21 protein-coding genes and 2 pseudogenes are annotated in these 23126 nt (G+C 69.9%); 14 read left to right on the top strand and 9 right to left on the bottom strand.

Translation table 11 applies throughout. From position 1 onward, the window contains the following. The first annotated feature begins 306 nt into the window (after positions 1–306). Complete coding sequence (locus AOK16_RS05395; protein ID WP_055471064.1) at positions 307–1176, top strand: SURF1 family protein; 870 nt, start codon at positions 307–309, stop codon at positions 1174–1176. Between the two features lie 278 nt (positions 1177–1454). Here the strand turns inward: AOK16_RS05395 and AOK16_RS05390 are convergent, their stop codons facing one another. After that, a complete protein-coding gene (locus tag AOK16_RS05390; RefSeq protein WP_240483387.1) occupies positions 1455–3260 on the bottom strand; it encodes a S9 family peptidase in 1806 nt (601 codons plus the stop codon). A 182-nt stretch (positions 3261–3442) separates the two neighbouring features. Between AOK16_RS05390 and AOK16_RS05385 the strand changes: the two genes are divergently transcribed. Both AOK16_RS05385 and AOK16_RS05380 read left to right on the top strand, forming a co-directional pair. Further along, positions 3443–3679 (top strand): hypothetical protein, encoded by a 237-nt coding sequence (locus AOK16_RS05385; RefSeq protein WP_055471062.1) that lies wholly within the window; start codon positions 3443–3445, stop codon positions 3677–3679. A gap of 225 nt (positions 3680–3904) precedes the next feature. After that, positions 3905–4840, top strand: coding sequence for a class I SAM-dependent methyltransferase (locus AOK16_RS05380; protein ID WP_055471061.1), 936 nt, complete (start codon positions 3905–3907; stop codon positions 4838–4840). 192 nt (positions 4841–5032) lie between these two features. On the opposite strand, the gene AOK16_RS05375 is transcribed toward AOK16_RS05380, so the two are convergent. The 6 genes and pseudogenes from AOK16_RS05375 to AOK16_RS26325 form a co-directional block, all read right to left on the bottom strand. After that, a complete protein-coding gene (locus tag AOK16_RS05375; protein WP_055471060.1) occupies positions 5033–5410 on the bottom strand; it encodes an RNA-binding S4 domain-containing protein in 378 nt (125 codons plus the stop codon). Between the two features lie 68 nt (positions 5411–5478). Next, on the bottom strand, positions 5479–5862 hold the full coding sequence (locus AOK16_RS05370) for a YkvA family protein (protein WP_398718249.1): 384 nt from the start codon (positions 5860–5862) through the stop codon (positions 5479–5481). A 220-nt stretch (positions 5863–6082) separates the two neighbouring features. Further along, on the bottom strand, positions 6083–7525 hold the full coding sequence (locus AOK16_RS05365; protein ID WP_055471059.1) for an FG-GAP-like repeat-containing protein: 1443 nt from the start codon (positions 7523–7525) through the stop codon (positions 6083–6085). Between the two features lie 349 nt (positions 7526–7874). After that, positions 7875–10055 carry a right-handed parallel beta-helix repeat-containing protein gene (locus AOK16_RS05360; protein WP_055471058.1) on the bottom strand — a complete coding sequence of 727 codons (2181 nt, stop codon included), beginning with the start codon at positions 10053–10055 and terminating at the stop codon, positions 7875–7877. 385 nt (positions 10056–10440) lie between these two features. Beyond that, complete coding sequence (locus AOK16_RS05355) at positions 10441–11202, bottom strand: FadR/GntR family transcriptional regulator (protein ID WP_055471057.1); 762 nt, start codon at positions 11200–11202, stop codon at positions 10441–10443. A 673-nt stretch (positions 11203–11875) separates the two neighbouring features. Further along, positions 11876–13057, bottom strand: a pseudogene (locus AOK16_RS26325) (IS3 family transposase). A gap of 225 nt (positions 13058–13282) precedes the next feature. Here AOK16_RS26325 and AOK16_RS27025 point away from each other — a divergent pair. Next, entirely contained in the window at positions 13283–13846 is a 564-nt protein-coding gene (locus AOK16_RS27025; protein ID WP_157859116.1) for an HD domain-containing protein, read from the top strand. A gap of 4 nt (positions 13847–13850) precedes the next feature. Here the strand turns inward: AOK16_RS27025 and AOK16_RS05335 are convergent, their stop codons facing one another. Both AOK16_RS05335 and AOK16_RS05330 read right to left on the bottom strand, forming a co-directional pair. Next, positions 13851–14318, bottom strand: a complete 468-nt coding sequence (locus AOK16_RS05335; protein ID WP_055471054.1) for an NUDIX hydrolase — start codon at positions 14316–14318, stop codon at positions 13851–13853. Continuing rightward, on the bottom strand, positions 14305–15075 hold the full coding sequence (locus AOK16_RS05330) for a helix-turn-helix domain-containing protein (protein ID WP_107098274.1): 771 nt from the start codon (positions 15073–15075) through the stop codon (positions 14305–14307). Before AOK16_RS05330 ends, AOK16_RS05335 begins: the two co-directional genes overlap by 14 nt. A 97-nt stretch (positions 15076–15172) precedes the next feature. Here AOK16_RS05330 and AOK16_RS05325 point away from each other — a divergent pair, with 97 nt between their 5' ends. From AOK16_RS05325 to AOK16_RS29375, 10 genes and pseudogenes are all read left to right on the top strand, one after another. Further along, entirely contained in the window at positions 15173–15871 is a 699-nt protein-coding gene (locus AOK16_RS05325) for an HAD family hydrolase (protein WP_055471053.1), read from the top strand. Positions 15872–16014: 143 nt separating this feature from the next. Further along, positions 16015–17112, top strand: a complete 1098-nt coding sequence (locus AOK16_RS05320; protein ID WP_055471052.1) for a hypothetical protein — start codon at positions 16015–16017, stop codon at positions 17110–17112. Positions 17113–17308: 196 nt separating this feature from the next. Further along, on the top strand, positions 17309–17962 hold the full coding sequence (locus AOK16_RS05315) for an enolase C-terminal domain-like protein (protein WP_240483388.1): 654 nt from the start codon (positions 17309–17311) through the stop codon (positions 17960–17962). 44 nt (positions 17963–18006) lie between these two features. After that, complete coding sequence (locus AOK16_RS05310) at positions 18007–19053, top strand: HAD family hydrolase (RefSeq protein ID WP_157859114.1); 1047 nt, start codon at positions 18007–18009, stop codon at positions 19051–19053. After that, positions 19050–19856 carry a class I SAM-dependent methyltransferase gene (locus AOK16_RS05305; RefSeq protein ID WP_055471049.1) on the top strand — a complete coding sequence of 269 codons (807 nt, stop codon included), beginning with the start codon at positions 19050–19052 and terminating at the stop codon, positions 19854–19856. Before AOK16_RS05310 ends, AOK16_RS05305 begins: the two co-directional genes overlap by 4 nt. Further along, positions 19783–20637, top strand: coding sequence for a creatininase family protein (locus AOK16_RS05300; protein WP_079101083.1), 855 nt, complete (start codon positions 19783–19785; stop codon positions 20635–20637). Before AOK16_RS05305 ends, AOK16_RS05300 begins: the two co-directional genes overlap by 74 nt. A 16-nt stretch (positions 20638–20653) precedes the next feature. Continuing rightward, positions 20654–21406: a phytanoyl-CoA dioxygenase family protein gene (locus tag AOK16_RS05295; RefSeq protein WP_055471047.1), complete on the top strand. Its 753-nt coding sequence runs from the start codon at positions 20654–20656 to the stop codon at positions 21404–21406. 18 nt (positions 21407–21424) lie between these two features. Further along, complete coding sequence (locus tag AOK16_RS05290; RefSeq protein WP_055471046.1) at positions 21425–22075, top strand: L-threonylcarbamoyladenylate synthase; 651 nt, start codon at positions 21425–21427, stop codon at positions 22073–22075. 135 nt (positions 22076–22210) lie between these two features. After that, the gene (locus AOK16_RS05285; RefSeq protein ID WP_157859113.1) at positions 22211–22384 is read left to right on the top strand and encodes a hypothetical protein; all 174 of its coding nucleotides are present in this window, start codon (positions 22211–22213) and stop codon (positions 22382–22384) included. A gap of 578 nt (positions 22385–22962) precedes the next feature. Beyond that, positions 22963–23126: pseudogene (locus AOK16_RS29375) on the top strand (IS256 family transposase); the annotation flags it as partial.

Raw genomic sequence — 23126 nt, 5'->3', positions numbered from 1 at the left:
AAGCCGTGCACCTCAGGCGGGGCGCCCCGCTGTGGCGGGTGGCCACGATCACCCGTGTCTGCGCCGGGGCCCTGCCGGTTTCCGCCCTGGTGCCCTGGTGCCCTGGTGCCCTGGTGCCCTGGTGGCCTGGTGGCCTGGTGGCCTGGTGGCCTGGTGGCCTGGTGGCCTGGTGGCCTGGTGGCCTGGTGGCCTGGTGGCCTGGTGGCCCGGTGGCCCGGTGCCCGGCGACCCGGCAGTCCCCGACAGCGGCGGCCCCGGCCGCACCCCCGCAGCGGGAACCCCGCCCGGGCCCCGTACCGTTGTGGTGTGTACCGGTTCCTGCTGACTCCCCGCTGGTGGGGAATCAACCTCTTCGTCGCGCTCGGCGTGCCCTTCTGCCTGTTCATGGGCAGCTGGCAGCTCGACCGCTTCGAGGCGCGCGTCGACTCCCATCAGGAGCGGCAGCGGGACGGCGCGGCCGCCGCCGAGGCGGACGCCGCGCCGCTGGCGCGACTGCTGCCGGTCACCAAGGAGACCTCGGGCCGCCGGGCCACCGCCACCGGCCGCTACGACGACCGCCAACTCCTCGTTCCAGACCGCCGGTTGGACGACAGGTCCGGCTACTACGTCCTCGCCCTGCTGCGCACGGACGGCGGCGAGGCGCTGCCCGTCGTACGCGGCTGGCTGCCCGGTGCAGCGGACACGGCCGCCCGGCGCGGCGCGGTGCCCGCCCCGCCGCGCGGCGAGGTGACCGTGACCGGCGCGCTCCAGGCCTCCGAGAACCAGGGCAGCGACGGCGTCCAGGCGGGCGGCGGCCTCCCGGACGGCCAGGTCGGCGTGATCAGCGCGGCCTCCCTGGTCAACCTGGTGCCGTACGCGGTGTACGACGCGTGGATCACGCTCCCCGAGGGCGCGGGTGCGCTGCGGCCCGTGCCGCCGGTCGCGGCCGAGGGCAGTGGGCTGGACCTCAAGGCGTTCCAGAACCTCGGCTACACCGGTGAGTGGTTCGTCTTCGCGGGCTTCGTCATCTTCATGTGGTTCCGCCTCTTCCGGCGCGAGGTGGAGGCCCAGCGCGATCTGGCCCTGGGCCTTCCTCCGGACGCGGGGACGGCTGCCGAGCGGGTGCCGACCGGGACGGCGGTCGGCTCGCCGGGCACAGACCCGGCCGCGGCCCGCCCGACCGCCCCGGTGGACTGACCACCCGGACCCGACCGACGTACCGGGCGCGGCCTGGCCACCCGGAGTCAGCAGGACTGGTCGCCCGGGAGGCGGCGGAACCGGTCGCCCGGGAGACGGCAGAACTGGTCGGTCGGGAGATGGCAGGACCGGTCGCCCGGGAGACGGCAGAACCCGTCGGCCGCGCGCCGCCCGAGCGATCGAGCTCAGCCCGGCCGGACCTGCCTGGCCGGACCCCGGCCCGACCGGACCCGACTGGCCGGACCCCGGCCCGACCCAATCTGCCCCGCCTGGCCCGGTCAGCCCGTCGCAGGCAGGTGCCGCTGGGCGAACTCGATCTCCTTCCGTACCTGCTTGATCCGCTCCTCCACGACCAGCGAGCCGTGCCCCGCGTCGTAGCGGTACACCTCGTGCGGCGCGCCCCGCTCCGCCAGCCGCCGCACGTAGTTCTCCACCTGCCGGATCGGGCAGCGCGGGTCGTTCACCCCCGCGGAGATGTAGACCGGCGCCCGCACCTCGTCCACGTACGTCAGTGGTGACGACGCCTCGAACCGCTCCGGCACCTCCTCCGGCGTCCCGCCCAGCAGTGTGCGGTCCATCGCCTTCAGCGCCTCCATCTCGTCGTGGTACGCCGTGACGTAGTCCGCGACCGGCACTGCGGCCAGGCCCAGCGCCCAGGCCTCTGGCTGCGTGCCGAGGCCGAGCAGCGTGAGGTAGCCGCCCCACGAGCCGCCGGCCAGCACCAGCCGCGCCGGGTCCGCGAGCCCGGAGCTGACAGCCCAGTCCCGTACGGCCGCGATGTCCTCCAGCTCGATGAGCCCGACCCGGTGCTTCAGCGCGTCGGTCCAGGCCCGGCCGTAGCCGGTCGAGCCGCGGTAGTTGACCCGTACGACGGCGAAGCCGTGGTCGATCCAGGCGGCGGGTCCGGCGGCGAAGGCGTCGCTGTCGTGCCAGGTCGGGCCGCCGTGGATGTCGAAGACGGTCGGGAACGGGCCCTCGCCCCCGGGCTTCTGCACGAGTGCGTGCACCCGCCCGCCGGGGCCCTCCACCCACGCGTCCGTGACCGGCACCGACCCGGGGGCCTTCATGCCGGGGGCTTCCAGGACCGCCCGCCCGGTCGTCGACCGGACCACCGGCGGTAGCGCGGCCGAGGACCACAGGAACTCGACCGAGCCGTCGGGGCGGGCGCTCGCCCCGGACACCGTGCCCGCCGGGGTCTCCAGGCGCACGAGCGCGCCCGAGCCCGGCTCGTACCGCCACAGCTCGCTGCGCGCCTGGTGGCTGTGGTCGATCAGCAGGGCCGAGCCGTCCGGGTACCAGTCGGCGCCGATGTCGCCGGGCAGGTCGAGGGTGAGGGCCGTCTCCTCGCCGGTCAGCGGGTCCCAGATCATCGGCTCCCAGCGCCCGCCGCGCTGGTGCCCGACGAGCATCCGGTTGTCCCCCTCGACGGGCGAGAACCCCCAGCAGGACAGGCCCAGCTCCACGGTGCCGCCCTTGGTGTCGTCCAACTCGGCGACCGCCGTGCCGTCGAGCCGCACGACGCGCAGCGCGGAGTGCATCGCGTCGCCGTGCTCCGTGTGCTCGACCGCGATCAGCGAACCGTCGCGCGACAGGTCGCCCACGCCCGCGGACTCCCGGTGCCGGTAGATCTCCACCGGTGGCTCGCCGGGCCGGGCCACGTGGACCGTCGAGCCCTCCTCGTCCGTCGACCGGCCGACGACCGCCGTGCCGTCCCGCCCGAGCGCGAGCCCCGCGGGGTAGGAGGGCTCGAGCCCCGGGGCGGCCGGCTCGTCCGGCCCGCCCTCGAAGGGCTGCCGCATCCACACCCCGAACTCGTCCCCGTCGGTGTCCCCGAACCACCAGATCCACGCGCCGTCCGGCGACACCACGCCATCCGTCGTCCCGTTCGGCCGGTCCGTCGCCTGCCGCTGCTCACCGGTCGCCCGGTCCCACGCGTACAGCTCGTACGTCCCCGTCGCGTTCGACACGAACAGGGAGCGGTCCGGCGCGTGCTCCGCCCAGTCCGGCAGCCCGACCCGGGGCGCCCGGAAGCGCTTCTCCCAGTCCGGCGTCGCGGCGGCGGATCCAGTGCTCTCGTCAGTCATGCGCCCCATTCTGCGTGGCCCCGCCGACACTCCGCCGCCGAGGCCCCCAGCCTGTGGAAAACTCCGGACCGCGGTACGCCGCGTAAGGGTCGCGCCACCCTGCGCAGGGGGCGATGATCCTCTTCAAGTGAGAACCTGAAACCAGGGGACACGTCCTCCGGGGACTACGGGGAGTGAGCCCGATGGGAACCAGCATGCACGTGGTCTGGAGCAAGAAGGAGCCGGGCCGGGTCGTCTACGAGACGTACAAGATCGTCGCGGCGGCGGGCAAGGACGACGGCGGTCCACAGCCCACGGTCAGGAGCCGCAGACACGAGGTGCCCGTGCGCAGCCGGGCGCACGCGGCGGAGATCGCGGCGGAGAAGGGGTACGAGCTGTTCGGCGAGGGCGAGGCGTGGGACAGCCTCCCGGAGCAGTAGCGGGACAGCCTCCCCGAGCAATAGCCCCCTCCGGACGCCGCCGGGCTTCGCCCGGAGTCCAGGCCGCCCGGGTCACTCCTCGACCCGGGCGGTCTCCCTTAGAACGGCGATTCCGCTTGTGGAAAGCGGCACACAACACACACATGAGGTATGACTTCGCGACGCTTTGCGGCCCCTAGTGTGGCGGCTCCCTTCCCCCCTCCCGCCCGCGACCGAGGACAGCAGATGACGGCAACCCTCGCCCGAGCAGAACAGCAGCGTCCCCGCCGGCTCAACGATGTCAAGGGGTGGTTCCCCAGCCTGGACCAGGTGCTCTTCGCCTCGCTCCTCGGCCGTCAGGAGCGGCTGGGCGAGCGCGGAGACCTCCTGGAGATGGGCGCCTACCTGGGCAAGAGCGCCATCTTCACGGCCACCTTCCTGCGCCCGGACGAGCGCTTCACGGTCTGCGACCTCTTCGACGCCCCCGCGCCCGACCAGCACAACGCGGCCGAGGCCAGGAAGTCGTACGCGACCCTCACCCGCGTCGCCTTCGAGCAGAACTACCTGGCCTTCCACGACGAGCTGCCCGAGGTCGTCCAGGGCCCCACGTCCGTGCTCGCGGACGAGCTCGATCCGGACACCTGCCGCTTCGTCCACGTCGACGCCTCGCACCTCTACGAGCACGTGGCCGGGGACATCGAGACGGCGCAGCGAGTGCTCGTACCGGGCGGCGTGGTCGTGCTGGACGACTTCCGCTCCGAGCACACCCCCGGCGTGGCCGCCGCCACCTGGGAGGCCGTCTTCAACCGTGGACTGCGGCCGATCTGCCTCAGCACCCAGAAGCTGTACGGCACGTGGGACGACCCCGAGCCCGTCCAGGAGGAGCTGCTGGCCGAGGCGCACAGCCGCGGCGACATGAAGATCAGCATCCAGGAGATCGGGGGGCAGCGCGTCCTGCGCTTCGGCGGCCGCCCCGAGAACCCGCCGCACCCCGCCTCCCGTTTCGCGGACGAGCCGGGGCGGGAGGCGGCGCGGGAGTCGGCCATGGTGCCGGGCCCCAGGGCCGGTTCCCCGGCCGCGCCGGCCGCCGCGAAGACGCCGCGCCGCCGCTCCCGCGCCCGCCGCCTGGCGGTCGACCTGCTCCCGCCCGTCGCCACGCGCGCGTTGCGCCGCCTGAAGTAACCGCCTGAAGTAAGTAGCGCCGCCCGAGGCAGCGGTTCGCTCACGGGCGAGTGATTTCGGCCCGGCGCCCAGGCGCCGGGCCGAGGTGTGTCAGCCCGCGGCGCGGGATAGAGGTGGGTCAGCGCTCGTAGCGCACGGCACGAGGCAGAGGTGCGTCGGCCCGCGCCGCGCACGGTGCCGGGCCGAGGTGTGTCAGCGCTCGCCGCGCAGGCGCTCCATCTCGCGCCGGTCCCGTTTCGTGGGCCGTCCGGTGCCGCGGTCCCGCTGCGGCACGGCGGTGACCGCCTCGCGGGGCGGCGGCGGGGGGCTGTTGTCGACGAAGCACTCCGCCGCGACAGGCGCACCGACGCGCTTGCGCACGATCCGCGAGACGACGACGATCCGATCCCGCCCCGCGTGCCGCAGCCGCACCTCGTCCCCCGGCTTCACGGGCTGCGCCGGCTTGGCCCGCTCGCCGTTGACGCGGACGTGCCCCGCGCGGCAGGCCGCCGCGGCCATGGAGCGGGTCTTGGTGAGCCGGACGGCCCACACCCAGCTGTCGACCCGCGCGGTCCCCTCACCTTCAGCCATGCCTCGACTATAGGAACCCGGCGGCCTCCCGTGGGTCTACCGCACCTATGCGGCGGATCACGGCAGGGTCAGCTTCGAACGCCCTTGCCCGAGGCGCCTTCCGGTAGTTGCCCCGCGGCCTTGTGCAGGGACCGCAGGGCCAGCAGCAGGAAGCCGATGTCGTCGAGCAGGATCGGGTCCGGCAGCAGGTCGACCGGGAACACCAGGTAGGCGACCGCCGCCCAGAAGGTCACCTTGCCCGACACCGGCACCCCGGCCTCCCCCAGCAGCCGCCGGGTGCGCACCAGCCGGATCAGTAGCCGTACGGCGACGGTCAGGGTGACGGCGACCACCACCCCGCCCACCACGAGCAGCCAGACCATCCCGTTCCCGCTCATCGCTCTCCGCTCGTCGCGCCGCCGGAAGAGGATCCGGTCGGGGTAGGGGGCCAGGAACATGCTGGGGTAGATCATCGCGTAGGGAAATACTCGGCCCAGGCTATCCGCCACTTGGCCTGATACCGCCCCTGCAGAAAACGCTCGGGGCCACTTCTCACCTCGAGAAGTGGCCCCGAACTGTGTCTCTCCGGGCCGGATGGCGAGATTCGCCCCGCCCTCGTCCGGTCACCGCGCCTTCGCAGGACGCAGGACGCAGGACGCAGGACGCAGGACGCAGGACGCGCGGCGCGCGGTTTCAGGAGCTCGACATGATGCCGCCGAACATCGGGTAGCCCGAGCGGGAGATGCCGACCGACGCGGGGCCGAAGCTCACCGCGCCCGTGGTGGTGACGCCCTGGGCGGAGCCGCGGAGAACCCACACGGCCCCGTCGGAGGTGTTCTCGCCGCCGGCGCCCACGGCCAGGTCGGCGCGTTCGTCGTTGTTGTGGTCGGCGAGGTGGACGGCCCCTCCGAAGCAGTCCGACGACTCGTTGGAGCCCGGAACCCCCGGAGTGCCCTGGTTGATGGACTGGGCGCCGGACGTGGTCACGCCGGAGGAACTGCCGCGCAGCACCACGACGTTGCCGGTGTGCGTCGCGGAGCCGATGGATTCGAAGTTGGTGCCGATGGCCAGATCCGGGTAGCCGTCCCCGGTGATGTCGCCGGCGGCCACCGCGTCACCGAAGCTGTCGTGGGGCTCGTCCGTCCCCGGCACGCCCTCGGTGTCCTGGTGGAAGGCGCGGTTACGGGTGGGGTCGATGCCCTCGGCGCCTCCGTAGTGCACGGTGACATAGCTGTCGGCGGGGATCGGATCGCTGATGTCGACCGTTTCGTTGCCGACGACGAGGTCGTCGTGGCCGTCGAGGTCGAAGTCGGCCACGGTGGCGGACGTGCCCTCGGCCGCCTCGGTCTGCAGCGTGGGACCGGCCGAGGAGCCGAGGTAGATCGGATTGCCCTGGGCGGACAGCACCGCCAGGTCGGCCGCCTGGTCGCCGTTGAAGTCCCCCGAGGCCAGCTCGTGGGCGCCGTTGGGGTACGTCCCGGCCTTGATCCGGGCGTCGAAGCGCAGCTTGCCGGCCGCTCCCGCGGACTGGGTGAAGCCGCCCTTGAAGATCCACACATCCGTGCCGGTGGAGCCGACCGCGAGGTCGGCCTTCAGGTCGCCGGTGAAGTCGCCGATCGCGAGGGACTGGCCGAACCGGTCGTGCCCCGAGGCGTTGGGGTCGCTGACCGTCGTGCCGCCGGAGAGCCCGGAGGCGCTGCCCCACAGCACCGTGACCGTGCCGCCGTCGACGTCGCCGCCGACGTTCTCCAGCGGCGTGCCCACGACGAGATCGCCGTAGCCGTCGTTGTTGAGGTCGCCGTGCGCTGTCTCGGTGCCGAAGCCGTCGGAGGCCTCCGCGGCGCCCGGCACACCGGAGGAGCTCTGGGACACGGTCTTGTGGCGCGAGCCACTGATGCCGCTGGACGACCCGTAGTTGACGGCCACGGCGCCCGCCTTCGACGCACCGCTGACGGCGGCGCCCTCCGCGGCGGCCACGAGATCGCGGTAGCCGTCGCCGTTGAAGTCGTCGGGGAGGCCCGAGGGGGCGGCGCCCGCGCCACCGGGCAGTGCGACGAGGAGGCCACAGGCCAGAGCGGCCGCGGTGGCGGTGGCGCCGAGAAGAAGGGGGCGCCGGGAGCGCTTGTGGCGGGACATGGGTTCCTTTCGCCAGGAGGCACGGGGGGAGGCAGGGGGAGCGAGCCCGATCCCGCACGCCTGGCACGTACGGGATCGGGCCGAGTGGAGCCGCGCCGATCGGCCATGGGCTCGGACTCCCCGGCGATCAGGCACAGGGATGACCCCGTGCGACCCCGAAGGGTTGTACGGGGAGGAGAGCCGCTGTGAACCCGACCTGACCGGAGGGGAAACGACCTGCCCGCAGGGGAAACGCAGCCGGCCCCGGCCGGGCGTCTGCGTTCCTGCGGGCGGCACCGACCGGTCGCGTTCTTACGGGCGGCGCCGACCGATTGCGCCCCTGCGGGCGGTGCCGACCCCGGTCGCGTTCCTACGGGCGCCGCGCGCCGGCCTCCCGCATGACGCTCCTGGCCTCCGCAGGCCAAGCGCCGTCGGACACCTGCGCGTTGCCGACGAGCTGGTTGCCGTACCCGGGACCCTCGGGGTTGCGGGCCGGGCCGACGTCCCACCAGTTGCCGGTGATCAGGTTGTCCTTCGTGTTGAAGGTGTCGGGGTCCTCGGCGTCCGAGTTGACGTAGACCCAGTGGGAGGCCCCGGCGACGACGTTCTCCCGCATCACGACGTAGCGGGTGCCCTGGTCGATCAGGACGCCGAGGGTGTTCTTGTTGTCGTGGATGTAGTTGCGCTCGATCACCGTGCCGGGGCTGGCCGAGAGCGTGTACACGCTGCCGCCGTCGTTCATCACCTGCTTGGTGTCGTGGATGAGGTTGTGGCTCACGACGTTGTCCCGGAAGGTCGTGGGCGTGGTGTGGACCGGCTGGTACGCGTAGAGGCCCGCCTTGCGGTAATAGCCGTTGCCACCCGGGTCGTTGGTGCCCCAGCCCCAGCCGATGTCGATGCCGTCGTAGGGGACGTCGGAGATCGTGTTGTGCGTGATGGCGGCCCGCGTCGTGTACGTCGAGAGGATCGCCGCGTTGTCCTTGTAGTCCTGGGAGACGCCGGTGATCGTGTTGTCGGCGATGCTGACGTCGCGGTTCACCATGCGTCTGTCGCGGGGGTGGTGCGCGTCGGGCTGCACGCCGCCGACCACGATCGCGGACGCGGCGCTCTCGGTGAAGCGGTTGTGGCGGACCGCGATGTCCGCCGCGCCGTAACCGACGCCGGAATCATGGGCGTTGGGATCCATGCCGAGGCCGAGACCGACGTCGCCCAGCCGCGTGAAGGTGTTGCCGGCGAACGAGAGGGAGCGGGCCGCGGAGACTTGGACGGCCGCCGGTATCTGGTGCCACTCGTTGCGGGTGGCCTCGAACTGCGGGCAGCCGTTCTGGCACGAGCTCAGGGCGTCGTCCGGGCGCGCGTACGCCCCGACGACGTGGGCGCCGCTCTGCTGGTCGACGTATCCCTGGGGGCCGCTCGGATCGAGCCAAGTGGTGTCCGAGAACTGAAGGTTCCGGAAGCCCAGGTTCGCGACGGGGCGGTCGTACGTCCCGGCCACCTGGACGAGCGACTCCAGGCGCGGGAGCCGGACGTCGAGGCCGCGCATCGTGGTACCGGCTGCCGCGCGGTAGTAGAGCAGGCCGCGGGAGGAGTCCAGGTACCACTGGCCCGCGGAGTCCAGGAAGGCGTAGGAGTTGTTGAGATACAGGGCGCCCCTGGCGTAGGGCGCCTTGAGCGTGTCGTAGCCGAAGTTGTTGTTGTCCCAGGCGGGCTGCTGCATGAGGATCTCGTTGCCGCGGATCGCCTCGACCGGTGAGTAGCGGTCGGTGAACGAGCCGACGCTCTCGATCTCCAGGTCGGACTGGTCGGGCAGACTGTTGAGACGACTCAGCGCCGGATCCTTGAGGGTGATCCCGCGCTCGGTGAACTCCAGGTCCCCGCGGTCGTGTTTGTCGGCCGCGAGGCGCAGACCGGTGCGCGGGGCGACCTTGCCGTCGACGTACAGCTGGCGCGACTTGGTGCCCTGGGGGACGCGGGCGACCCAGATGTTCTTCGCGGCGTCGTGGTGGGACCAGCCGGTGACGGCCGATCCGCCGGAGAGGACCGCGCGCTGCCCGGGGGCGCTGGCCCAGGTCACGGTGTGGCCGTTGCGTCCGCCGTCGGCGGCGGTGAAGCGGAGGGGAGAGCGCAGTTCGTAGGTGCCCCCTTCGAGCATCACCACGACATCCTGCCGGTCGGCCAGGCTACGGGCGAGGTGCTGGGCGGCGCTCAGGGTGCCCACGCGGTGGTCGCCCTTCGGCGTGGACGGGGTGCCATGAGGGGCTACGACGATGGTGACGGCCGGCGTACCGGTGCGGCTGGCACCGTGCCTGTTGGCGGTGTTGGCGGTGTTGGCGGTGTTGGCGGTGTTGGCGGTGTTGGCGGTGTTGGCGGTGTTGGCGGTGTTGGCGGTGTTGGTGCCGGCGGCGTCGGCCGCGTTGGTGGCTTCCGTGGCTTCCGCGGCGTATGCGGCTTCCGCGGCCGACGGGACCAGGCATCCGAGTAGGGCGAGGGCGCTCACCAGCCCGAAGGCTGCGGCACGCGCCCGGCGGGGGAGGGGTCGTCCGGTTCTCACACGCGGCTCCTGGTGTGGTATGACGTATGATGAATGGGCACAGTAGTGCGCGCCACAAGGCCGAGCAATCGCCGTCTTGTCCCATGAGACAAACGGGAGTTGACGCCACGGCGCATGCGGCTTGAGGCGCCTGTGCGGCCGTTCCCTTGGGTACCCTGTGCTGCAACGTCTGTGCGGGCCCGCCGTTTGGGGCGTCCGTGCCGTCCTGCCATTGCCCCGTGCGGCCCGCGTCACCTGGAGCGCCCACGTAGCTTGGGATGTCGCGACTACGCCAACTCCCTTGCGTACGCCGCCCGGAGCGGGCCCGGCCGTGGGCGGGCGCGGCCCGGACAGCCTCGCTACGGGGGCGGCGCGAGGGTCACTGGCGCGCGCCCGTTCCTCTTCCTCACCCCGCAGGCGGCGGGGTGGACTCCTCCGCGGCCGGGCGGCGTCGCCGCCACGCGTCCACGATGTGGGCGTACATGGCCCGTTGGGCGGCATCGGTGTCGCCGCTTTCGATCGCTTCGAGGATCGACAGGTGCTCGTCCAGCGTCCGGTCGAGGCCGGCCCGGGTGGACGAGCCGTGGTAGCGGCCGGTCGTCCGGGCCTGGTCGTGGATGCTGGTCACGATCGTGTGTCCGAGCCGATTGCCGGAGGCCTGCATCACGGCGTCGTGGAAGCGCACGTCGGCCGCCGCGAACTCCGCGGGAGCCGCGACCGTCCGGCACATCTCCTCGTACGCCGCGCGGATCGGGCCCACGTCGGCCCCGCCGGCCAGCGCCGCGGCTCCGGCCATCTCCCGCTCCAACGCGGCGCGCACACGGATCAGTTGGTCGAGGATCGCCAGCGAGGAGTCGTGGTGCACCAGGGACGACAGGACCACGTCGTCGATGAGGTCCCACTTCTCGGACGGGGTGATCCGGGTGCCCTTGCCCTGCACGATCCGGACCAGCCCCTTGTCCTGCATGAGCTTCAGCGACTCCCGGACGACGGTGCGGCTGACACCGAAGCGGGTGCACAGCTCGGCCTCGGTCGGCATCGGCGCCCCGGAGGAGTACACCCCGCTCACGATGTCGTCGACGAGCTGCCGGACCACCGCCGGACCGAGCCGCCGACCGGCACCGTGCAGAGGCGAGACGGCGGACGCGGCGGTCGGTGGCGAATCCATCCGGTCTCCTGTGTACGAATGCGCACGAAGCGAACTCCTGCCGTCCCCACGGAGCCGCACCGCAGCGTAACCCACTGAGCTGATATCACTTGTACGACCTCTTACATCATGATGCCGCCAAGAGTTGAGCCCCCGCACGAAAACAGCCGCAGGCGGCACCGGAGAACGACCTCCCGCCGACGAGGCAGTTGCACACAGCCCCACGCGGATGAGGTCCCCAACCCTGGCGCTCATGTCCCCCTCCGTGACGCCCAGTTCTCCCGTAACCGGAGCGAGCTGAGCGTGGCGCCGCTCTCTCCGGTCGCCTGATCTGGAAGGAGATCTTCGATGCCGAAGCCTTCGCCCGTCGAGTTCGTGATAGCCAAGCCCACGCCACCGGGTTGGTGGAAGCAGAATCGCCACATCGTCATGCTCGTTGTGGGTTTACTGGTCGGATCCTGGCTGGTCAGCGGCCACGACAGCACAGCCACGCCCTCCCGTACCAACCAAGACCACCCCAGTCGTCGGTGCCGGAACCAGGGAGTCAGTAAGCGCTCTGACGCCACTTGATCCACGATCCAGGCCGCCTCGTGGCGTCGCGGTTCTACGGCTTTGCCATAGCGGAGATCAAAAGTTGACTCCCCGTCATTCCTTTGGAGAATGGGACTGCTGCATGATCGGGTGACAGCGGGGTTTATGAAGTCAGGGCTGCGGGTGGGGTCATGATGGTCTCGTACTCGACGGGGGTCAATCGGGCCAGGCGTCTCTGGCGCCGGCGTCGGTGGTAGGTGCGCTCTGTCCAGGTGACGATCGCGATCCGCAGTTCCTGGCGGGTGGCCCAGACTTGGCGGTCGAGGACGTTCTTCTGCAGCAGCGCGAAGAAACTCTCCATGGCCGTGTTGTCGCAGGCCGCACCGACCCGGCCCATGGAGCCGACCAGGTCGTGACGTGCGAGAACGGACACGTACTTCCGTGAGCGGAACTGCGACCCGCGATCGGAATGAACAATGCATCCGGCGACCTGGCCGCGACGGGCCACCGCGGATTCAAGGGCTCTCACCGCGAGGCTGGACTTCATCCGGGCGTCGATGGAATAGCCCACGATGCGGCCGGAGTACACGTCCTTGACCGTGCACAGGTACAGCTTGCCCTCGCCGGTGGTGTGCTCGGTGATGTCCGTGAGCCACAGCCGGTTCGGCCCGGCTGCGGTGAAGTTGCGCCGCACTCGGTCATCGTGGACAGGCGGCCTGGCCTTGGCGTTCTTCCCACGGCCTCTTCGCTTGCCGAAGGCGCTCCATCAGCCGTTGTCCCGGCAGATCCGCCAGGCGGTCCGCTCGGCCATCGCCTCACCGGCGGCCCGGGCCTCGTCGAGCAGGAAGCGGTGACCGAACTCGGGATCGTCGCGATGCCCGTCGAACAGGGCGTCGGCCCGGTATGCCTCGGCTATCTCGGCGTCGGTGACCGGCCGGTCCAGCCACCGGTAGTAGGGCTGGCGGGCCAGCCCGAGCACCCGGCACGTCACCGCCACCGGCACCCGGTGAGGGGCATCGGCGGCGGCCAGCTCGCGGACGAGCGGGTACATTCATTTTGCCGGCAGGTTCGCCTGCGACAGATACGCCGCGGCCCTCCGCAGGACCTCGTTCTCCTGCTCCAGCAGCCGGATCCGCTTGCGGGCCTCGCGCAACTCGGCCGACTCACCCGACGCCACCGCGGGCCCGGCGCTCTCGTCGGTGTCGGCGCGGCGCAGCCACTTCGACAGCGTGATCGGATGGACGCCGAAGTCGGCGGCGATCTGTTCCAGCGTGACGCCGGGCTCGCGGTTGCGCGCGACCCGTATGACGTCCTCGCGGAACTCCTTCGGATACGGCTTGGGCACTGCAACATCCTTCCAGGCCGCCTCACAGCAAGCCAGGCCAGGTGTCACCTGTTCGTGCAGCAGTCCCGTTATCCGCAAGACGAGCTGCTCGTTGGCGGCGGGAACCAGCCTTGCCGCGCAAGGGTGGCGAGTGGCCCTCAGTGTTGGCACGGACTGCCTGCGGTGTGCTGGGGAGTTCGATGGGATGGCGTATCGGCATGGGTGCCGCGGTCGTATTCTCCAGCTGTGACGGGAGTCGGGTGGGCGTACGAGCTGGCGGAGTCGTTGCTGCGTGAGAGTCTGCCGCGGCGGTGGGCGCACACGGAGGGTGTTGCCGCCTGCGCGAGGCGGCTCGCGCCCGTCGTGGAGGGCAGGAGCGAGGTCCTGGAGGCGGCTGCCGTCTTGCACGATGTCGGGTACGCGCCGACGCTCGTCCAGACCGGCTTCCATCCCCTCGACGGGGCGCGGCACCTGCGCACGGTTCCTGCGGTGGACGATCGCGTGGTGCGGCTGGTGGCGAACCACTCCTTCGCCCTGCTGGAGGCCGAGGAGCGCGGGCTCCGGGCCGAGCTGGCCCGCGAGTTCCCCTTGCTCGACGATCCCTTGCTCGTGGATGCGCTGGTGTACTGCGACATGACCACCACACCGGACGGCGGCCGCACGACGGCAGCGGCGCGGGTCGAGGAGATCTTGGGCCGCTACGGCGCGGACAGTGTGGTCGGGCGCTTCATCCGCCGGGCCGCACCGGAGATCCACGGCAGTGTGGAGCGGGTGCGGGCGGCGGCGGATGCGGCGGGTTTGACGCTCTGAGCGGCTATCCCAGATAGGGGTAGGTGCCGGCCAGGTAGTGGCCGATCTGTTCGTGCATGCTCGGGTGGATGTCGAGGGTGCCGAGGTCGTCGGGATGCACCCAACGCACGCCGTCGGCTTCGTCGTTGATCGTTGGCTTGCCGCCGACGGGACGGCCGATGTACGCGACCTCGAACTGCTGGCGGATCTCGCCGTCGGTGTAGGCGACGATGTGTGCCGGATTCGAGTAGACGCCGAGGAAGCCGGTGACCTCCGCGATGATGCCGGTCTCTTCCTCGCACTCGCGTACGGCGCATTGGGCGGGGCTCTCGCCGATGTCCTGAGCGCCTCCGGGCAGGGCCCATTGGCCGGTGTCGCGACGCCGTTGCAAGAGGATCTCGCCGTCGCTGTTCACGACGAGCATGTTGCTGGCGGGGATCAGGGTGTTCGCCTTGGGGGCCTTGGGGTCGTGGTAATACTCAGTCCTGCCCACTGCGGTGGTGCTCCTGACTGTCGGGCGCCCAGGGGCGCGCGGTGTTCCAGACCGCCTCGAAGCTCTCGTCGTACCGCTCGAACCATTCGGCGTCGGCAGTGCGTCTGAGCTGGAAGAGCGGGTTCGCGCTGGCTGGCTGGCCCCAGATATGGGGGTTGACCAGGAGGTGGTCGTCGTAACGGAAGATCGAGTTGTACAGCGTCGTGTCGTGCAGCCGTACCTCACAGCCCGGGTGGCCGACGAGGCTTCGGTAGTAGGTGAGCGAGGCCCTGATCTTGGCGGCCAGTGTGTCGCCGATGCCCTCCTCGCGTCCCCGGACCCGTACCGCCTCTCCCTCCGGGTCGCCGAAGCACAGCCGTACGCGCACGCCGGCCTGCGCGCGTTCTTGCAGCATGCGCGCGATGCGAGGGTTCGTCTGGGCGAAGAACGTGCCCGAGAACACCAGGACGTCGACCTGCTTCATGGTCCCCAATAGCAGGGATATCCAGACGTCGCGGGGGACGCTCGCCCTGTTCGGGTAGGTGTCGACGATCTCGGACTGGGCGGCCCCGAAGCGCGACGTCCTCTGGTCTGCGTCCGGCCACAGGTATGTCTCGTCCACGCGAAGTAAGTTGGCGACGGTCCACCGATGCCGACGGTGGGGGATTCGGCCACTGATCCAGCGACTGGCCGTCTTGGGGTCGACGACGCAGGCTTCCGCCATCTCTTCTACGCTCAGCCCGCGTTGCACGAGTGCGGAGCGAAGTCGCTCGTTCACTCAGGTAAGACAACCCGACCGCTGGGGCCTGCCGCAAGGCCATTCTCCGACATCGCGGTGGAGCGGCGCGACCTGCGCGTCTGCTTACGCTGGCGGTGTGCCACTCATCGTGCTCTGGGATATCGACCACACGCTCATCGAGAACTCCGGCGTCAGCAAGGAGATCTACGCAGCGGCCTTTGCCTCGGTCGCGGGCCGGGCTCCTGTCCGGCCGGCTCGTACGGAGGGCCGCACCGACCGCCTGATCCTCACCGAGATGTTCCGGGACCACGGGATGCAACCGCCAGCTTGGGACCAAATCCTCTCGGCGTTGGAAGCCGCAGGTGCCGAGCGTGAAACGGATCTCGCGCGACGGGGCCGTGCCCTTCCCGGTGTGCGCGAGGCTCTCGTCGCGGTCGCGGCAGAGCCCGGCGTGATCTCGTCAGTGCTGACAGGGAACATCGCTGCCAACGCCCGGGTGAAGCTGAGGGCGTTCGGTCTGGACGTGCTCTTGGACATGGAGTGCGGGGCGTACGGCGAGCACTCGGCGGACCGCGCCGCTCTGGTGAAGGTGGCCCGCGACCACATTCAGGAGGTCCACGGCCTTCGGCAAGACCCTCCCGTCGTGCTCATCGGAGACACCCCCCGAGATGTTCAGGCAGCCCTGGACGCCGACGTCCATGTCGTCGCCGTTGCCTCCGGGATTCACAGCGCCGAGGAACTCAGTGCGGCGGGGGCTTCGATTGTCCTCCCTGACCTGCGTGACGTCTCCGCACTCATCGACCGTCTACGGGTGTTGGCCCACGGCGCCGACTAGAAACGTCCCAGGACGTCCCGGAGAGATCCCGGGACGGCGTTCGACGTCCTCGCGTATCCCGGCAGTCTCTGGGTGTCGGCGGCGGAATCCTTCTCGGGCCGCCGGCAGCCATCCCCCTCCGGCTGACCGGACGGAGTACGCGCATGACGGCATTGCTCGGTGGGCAGAACAGCACGACCTCCACGCTCGCGGAAGTGGAACAGCTCGCGGCTCGGTACCGCGTGCCTGTCGAGGACGTGCTGCTCATTGCGGTCAACCTGTACGGCATCGACTCGGACCTGCCACGGCACCGGGCCCGAGTCCGAGTCCGGCTTGCGAGCGCACCCTCAGTGCCCTGGCAGCTCATAGTCCCCTTGAACGCCTTCGGCTCCCCGTTCCGACTCAGGGACGGGCAGTTGACGCTGGGCGGCGGGCTGGTCGGCACGGTCGAGCGCGTCGACGCGGACGAGGCGGTCGGCGGGTACTTCCGCGACGGCGGCGCGGCCCTCACGCTCAACCCGAACGCTCGCAGCCGCTGCGTGGGCTGCGCATTCTGCCCCAACACCCTTGAGGCCGCGGCTGATCCGCGGCTCTCGGAGGAGCGGGACCTGCGGGAGCTGTTCGCCGCGCTGCGTGAGCAGCATCCACGACAGGATCTGACAGAGCTTCGTGAAGTGACCGTTTCGACGGGCTGCTTCGAGCGTGAGTCGGCCGCCGTGCATCATCTGCGGACGTTGCGGGCCGTACTCGCGGAGCATGGTGTGGAAGCGCGCATCGGATTCCTGACCTCGGTACTCGCGTCCAGGACGGCTTTCGAAGAGCTCGCGGCTGACGTCACTCCCTTCATCCTGCGGCTGACCGCGGAGTGCTTCACCCGCCGTGACCTGCTGTTGAAAGCCAGCAAGGCGGCCCTCGTCGCGTCGGAGATGCCCGGGGCGCTCAGCCGGGCCCTGGCTGCCGGCCACGGCACTTCGTTCACCTACATCGTGGGACTGGACAGTCTCGAAGCGCTGCACGCGGGTGTCGGTTCGCTCGCTCCGTACGTAACCGAATTCCCCAACTTCCAAGTCTACCAGGCTCACAACTCGGTCATGGCCGGTCTGCGCACTCCCGGAGCCCAGGACCTGGAGCACTACCTGCAGGCCCGCGTCGTGATCGAGGACATCATGGGTCCCTCCGGGCTGCGCCCGGCAGCATGGGAGTGCTACCGGCCCCTGTGGTACTTCACCTTCGCCGGTGAGCCCCTGGTCGGTGTTCGATGAACGAGACCTCCGCCCTGGCCGACGCACTGTGGAGAGGGCGGTCGGCGCAATCGACTGCGCGGCCTGGGACCTCCACGGGCGTCTTGCTGACCGCTCCGTAGCCGCCCTTCTGGCAACGACTACACCGCAGCCTTCCGTTGCCGCTTATGCCTCCTGGCTCTCCCAGGACCTGTCCAGAATCGACGACTTGGGAACGGTGCGCAGGGTCGCGGCGGGCGGCTGGAGCTTCACCAAATGGGGGCTGCGCCGAGCGCCGGAAGACTCCTCCGCTGAGGCCGCGGTGCGAATGGCGCGGGCTGTGGAGCGGTGTGCCCAAGCCCTCGGCACCACTCTCGCTGCCGACGCCGTCGGCACCTGGACGCCTTCCGTGGCCATGGCCTTCGCGCGGAGCGTGGACACTGCCAGCCTGCGCTGGCTGGAGGACCCGCTCCCGCGCCACGACCTGGATACCTACGAACTCCTCGCGGCTACCCAGCTGCCGCTGGCTGTCGGCGAGCGCGCGCACTGCGACGAGGATCCCGCCGGGCTCATCCAGTACGTCAGGCCCCGCGCTCTGACCCTCGATGTCGTCGGCTGCGGCGGACTTACCCGCGCAGCGCAGATCCTCGGCGAAGCCCAGTCCCAGGCCATCTCCGTATATCCGCACGGCCGCTCGCTCGTTCCCGGCCTCCACCTGGCGGCAGCCTTCCCCGACGCCGTACCGGCCGTCGAGTACCGACTCCAGTGGGAGCCACGGCGCCAACGGCTCTACGACATTCCGCTTCAGCCCGAGCACGGCCGCATCCGCTTGCCGGACACCCCAGGTCTCGGCACGACTCCGAGGAGCACCCCATGTCTGGCAGGTCGATGAACGTCTCCGTCGATGGCATGGTCACCCAAGGACCGGACGGGCCGATGCTGGTGCTCTCCATGCGGCTCGACGGCCATGACACGTTCCTCAAGGGGAGTCTGGAGTCCGGAGAGGCATTGATCCCGGTCCGGATCCTGACGCTTGACGACGTCACGGTGCTGCGCCTGACGGACCACTTCGCCCTTCCTCCGGTGGGAACGCCATGGCAGGGAACCCTCCACTTGCCCCATGGGCTGCGGCCGCGATCTGTTCCACCGGATCTGCGGGAAATGGCCGAGGGCGAGGGGCGGTCCCTGGAGCTACTGGACGAGGCGGAACTGCGCTACGTCCTGACGTTCCTGTCCGAATCCACGACCCCCACGATCCGGGCAGGCCCGCGTCGAGGCCATCGTCTCCGCCCTGCCTATGGAAGCGAGGAGCTCCCAGTGACAGCCGCCCCCTCCCTCCTGGTCACCGTCGATGTCGGCGGAACGCTCGGTACCGCAGACGGTCCCGGTCTGACGATGCAGCTGGCTGCAGCATCCCCTCTGCCCGCAGCGCGAGCCCGCGAGGTCATGCGGACCAGCCTGCACATCCAACCGACGCTCACCGACACCGTTGTGGCGGAGGTCTGCGAGGCGTTGGAAGTGCCGACGGACGCCTTTCCTCGTGACCTTCCTCCGGCCCCGTTCCGCCTCTTTCCAGGCACGATTGAGGCGCTGCGTCGCATCAGCGCCGTGGCCACCGTGGTCACCCTGTCCAACGTCACGTGCGTCGACGCCGACACCGAGGGACTGCGCGACCTGCTCTCCCCCTGGGTGAGCGACTATTTCCCCTCCTGCCGCATCGGCCACACGAAACCCGACCCCAGGTCCTTCCACGCCGTTGTCGACCATTTCGGCTTGGGACCCGACCGCGTGATCCACGTCGGCGATGACTGGGCCTGCGACATCGCGGGGGCTGTCGAATCAGGTATCAGGGCCGTCTGGATATCCCGCGGACGGCAAGTCCCCGACGAGTCCTTGATCGTTGATCATGGTGTGCTCGTCGCCAACGACTTGGCAGCGGCCGCCACGCACATCCACCACCTCGCAGCAGGGAGCCCCGCATGAGTCTCTTCACCGGAACCACCACCTACTACCGCCAGTTCCGACCCGGCATCCCCGACGACGTGGCAGCGCTCCTCGACCAGGCAGCACCGGCACGGCCTGACGGCGGCCGACGGCTCCTGGACGTCGGCACCGGAACCGGACTAGTGGCCGAGGCCCTGCTGGAACGCTTCGACGACATCATCGCCATCGACAACGACACCGAGATGCTCGCCGCCGCCGAATCAGCACTGCGGCCGAAACTGCCCGCCGGATCCCACCTCTCACTCGTGGAGACCACGGCCGAGGACTTCACCCCGCCCTCCGGCTGGCAGGCCGAACTCGTCACCATCTGCCGGGCGTTCCACTGGCTCGACCAGCCCACCGTTCTGAATCTCCTGGACCAACAGGTTGCCCCGGACGGTGTGGTCGCGATCTTCGGGGACAACAGCTTCTGGGCGGCGGGCAGCGACTGGAAGGAAGCAGTCCGCGACGTCGTCAAGAGCTTCCTCGGCGAACAGCGGCGCGCGGGATCCGGGACCTTCCAGCACCACAACCGCCCCTACAGCGAGATCATGGAGGAATCGCCCTTCAACGAGGTCGAGGAAGTCCGCGTACCAGTCGAGCGTACCTGGAACGCCGAGAGCATCCTCGGCTACCTCTACTCCACCTCATTCGCCGCACCCCACCTCTTCGGCGATCGGCTGAAGGACTTCGAGGCCGCGGTGAAGAAGCGGCTGGCCGACTTCAGCGATGACGACATCTTCCCCGAGGAGAACGAGTTCCTCATCCGCCTCGGACGGCGTGGCCGTGATGCCGGCCTCTGACGGAGAGCGGTCCTACGGAAGGCTGACCGCCCCACGAATCGCGGCGGAAATGAGTGGGCAGTCGATCATCTGCCTGCCGGTCGGATCTCTGGAACAGCACGGTCCGCACCTGCCGCTCCACACCGACACGATCATCGCCGAGCGCTTCGCAGCCAGCCTGGCCACGCACGTCGCCGACCGGCACGACCTGTGGGTCGTGCCGTCCGTGCCCTACGGGCTGTCCCCAGAGCATGCATGGTCGCCGGGCACCGTCACCCTGACCATCCCGCTCTACGCCGGCCTGATCGAAGCTCTGGTGGGGGAGTACACCCGCGCCACACCGGCACGAACCGTTCTCATCATCAATGGCCACGGCGGGAACAAGGGCCTCCTTGAGGCCCTCGTCCACCAGCTCCAGCGCACACACGACGTGGCCACCTGCGTCGTCAACCCCAGCTCCCTCGCGGCCGGGCAGCTCAAGGACGACGGCGAGATACCCGAGGTCCATGCCGGTATCTGGGAGACCTCCCTCATGCTCGCCCTCGCACCGGACCACGTACGGCTGGATCACTTCCCGAACCAGCCTCTCCCCGACCCGGGCCAGAGGGAGGAGATCCAGTGCCTCGTCTTCGGCCGGGGTGCGACCTGGCCCTGGTCCTCGGACGACTCGGCCATCTCCACACACGGCGTCATCGGCGGCGACCCGCGCAAGGCCACCGCGGCGCACGGCCAGATGCTCATCACCGCCGCCCTGAACGCCTGCACCGACATCCTCGACCGACTCACCCCGCGGACCGACTGACGTACGGAGGATCCTCATGAGTCTCACGGCTGAAGAGAAGGCCGCCTTCAAACGAGACGGAGTCCTGATACGACGCGGCCTGGCCACCCCCGACCAGATCAAGCGAGCTGTCTCCCTCATCGACCAGTCGTACCGCAAGGAAATGGCTCCCGACGACATACCCGCCTACTCCCGGCGCACCTTCGCTCCCGAACTGGGGGACAGTGACGAACTCCTCGCGCTGTACACGCAGAACGGGGCGGCCGACCTCGCCACCGAGCTGCTTGGCAACACCACCCCGGTCACCACCGCACAGATCCAGATCCGCGTGCCCGAAAGCGAGTTCCCCGGTCTGCAGCCGGAGAAGGCCATGCACGTCGACGGCGTCTCCTGCCCTCACTTGGACCCGCGAGAGCTGCGTACGTTCTCCCTGCTCGTCGGCGTCGTCCTGTCCGACATCAGCGACCCGCGGTGCGGTGCACTTCACTACCTGCCAGGAGGGCACCTCACCATGGCCCGCTGGTTCGCCGACGAGTGGTCGCTCGGCGTGACGGACCAGGTCCCACCAGAGATCGACCGCGAGCGCGGCACGCCGTTCCTCGGTCAGCCCGGGGACGTACTGCTCATGCACCACCTCGTACCCCACACCGTCGCCCAGAACTCGATGCCGTTCCCCAGGGTCATGGCGTACTTCCGGGTCTCCCATCCCGACCACGCGAGCCGCCGCCTCGAAGCCATCCGCGACCCCTGGCTCGACTACCCGCCCTTGGCCGAGATCCCCTCCGCCTGACCTCCCAGGAGTAGCACCATGCGTATCGTTCGACCTGCTGAACTCGACTCCGCGGCCTGCGCCATCGAGGCCGGAGAGCTGGTTATCGTCCCCACCGCCCGCTGGTACATGATCTGCGCCGACGCGAGCAACATCGATGCGTCCGGCAGCATCTTCAAGGGCAAGCGACGCCCCAGCGGCAAGTCCCTCGCCTACGTCGCCCCCTCCCTCGCCGTCTGTGAGCAGCACTTCCAACTCGGCGCCGAGGCAAGGAAACTCGCCGAGACGTTCTGGCCCGGCGACCTCGCCCTGCTCCTGCCGTGGCGGAACCCGGAGGACGCGGCCCAGCATGCCGCCGTCGGTTCTCCGGCGCTCACCACGATCGCCCCTGGCGTCCTCGGGGAACTGGCCGCAAGGGCGAAGGTGCCGGTCGCCGCGACCACCGCCAACATCTCCGGCGATGCCGGCCCGGACGACCTCGGCCCCGCTGTGACCCTCGACGAAGTCCACGTCTTCCTGGCCGCCTCCGGCCTCACTGTCTCCGTCATCGTTGATGGCGGCGTATGCCCAGCCGCCAATCACATGACGATCGTGGACTGCTTCACCCCCGAGGCGAAACTCGTACGTACCGGCCTGGTGCATCAGCGAGCCGTCACAGCCGCCCTCGGCCGGGAGGTGAGGACTTCCTGATGGCATTGCCCAGCCACACGGGATGGTGGCGGACGGCGGAGGCTGAGAAGTGACGCTGACGGGCCTGTTGCTGATCACCGGGCTGAACGCGGTGGTCGGAGCCCTGATGGCTCCCGGACCGATAGGCAGGTGCACATGAGCCCGGCCCTCAAGACCACGATCCGGCTCCGGACGCGAGCTCAACTACGGCGACTGAGCTGGGCACTCCGCCACCCGCTCCGTCTGCTCCAGCGCTACGGCTTCGGCGCCTTCCAGATCGCAGTGCTCGTCGTACCCGTGGCATTAATCCTGTGGATCTGCCTCGACTGACTGCTCCACACTTGAGGTGAGCCGCCCTCCGCTGACGGGGAGCTGGACCGGCCCGTCAGGCGAGCCCTCTGCCGACTGACCGCGTACGACCCGCGCGCAGTCGACCCGTGCCATCACGCCAGCTTGTCACCTCGCAGAAGCGAACTGCCTGCCCATTCCTGCGCGTTCACGGCTCATCGGAGCGGACTGAGCGCCACGCGGCTCGCTCCGGACGCCTGACATGGAAGGAGATCTGCGGTGCCTAAGCCTTCGCCCGTCGAGTACGTGATAGCCAAGCCCACTCCACCGGGTTGGTGGAAGAAGAATCGCCACATCGTCATGCTCGTTCTGGGCCTACTTGTCGGATCGTGGTTGGTCAGTGGCCACGACAGCACGGCCACGCCCTTCCGCGATCAGCCAAGACCAACCCAGTCGTCGGTTCCGGAACCGGGAAACAGCGAGCGCTGACCGCCGCCATATATATCGCCGGCGCTCGGAGAGCTGGCCCGCTTGGACCGTCCACTCCGTACCAACTTCTGGGTTCCGCATGCGGGACTGTAAGACGTTCGGTGTAACTCCCGATCATGGTAGATGCATCGATGACCAGTGAGAACGTGTCCGAGTCCGGGACCGTCGAGCCCACGAAGGCTGCGTCGGTGAAGGCCGTGGACGACCAGTTGATCGACGAGCTGGTGGGTCGGGCTCAGGCCGAGGGTCTGCAGCTGACCGGCGAGGGCGGGCTACTGCAGCAGCTGACCAAGCG

It is taken from the genome of Streptomyces pathocidini, from assembly GCF_001418495.1.
GTDB classification, from domain to species: Bacteria; Actinomycetota; Actinomycetes; order Streptomycetales; family Streptomycetaceae; genus Streptomyces; species Streptomyces pathocidini.
The sequence above is the reverse complement of the archived record's forward strand: the minus strand, read 5'-3'. Positions and strand labels throughout refer to the sequence as shown.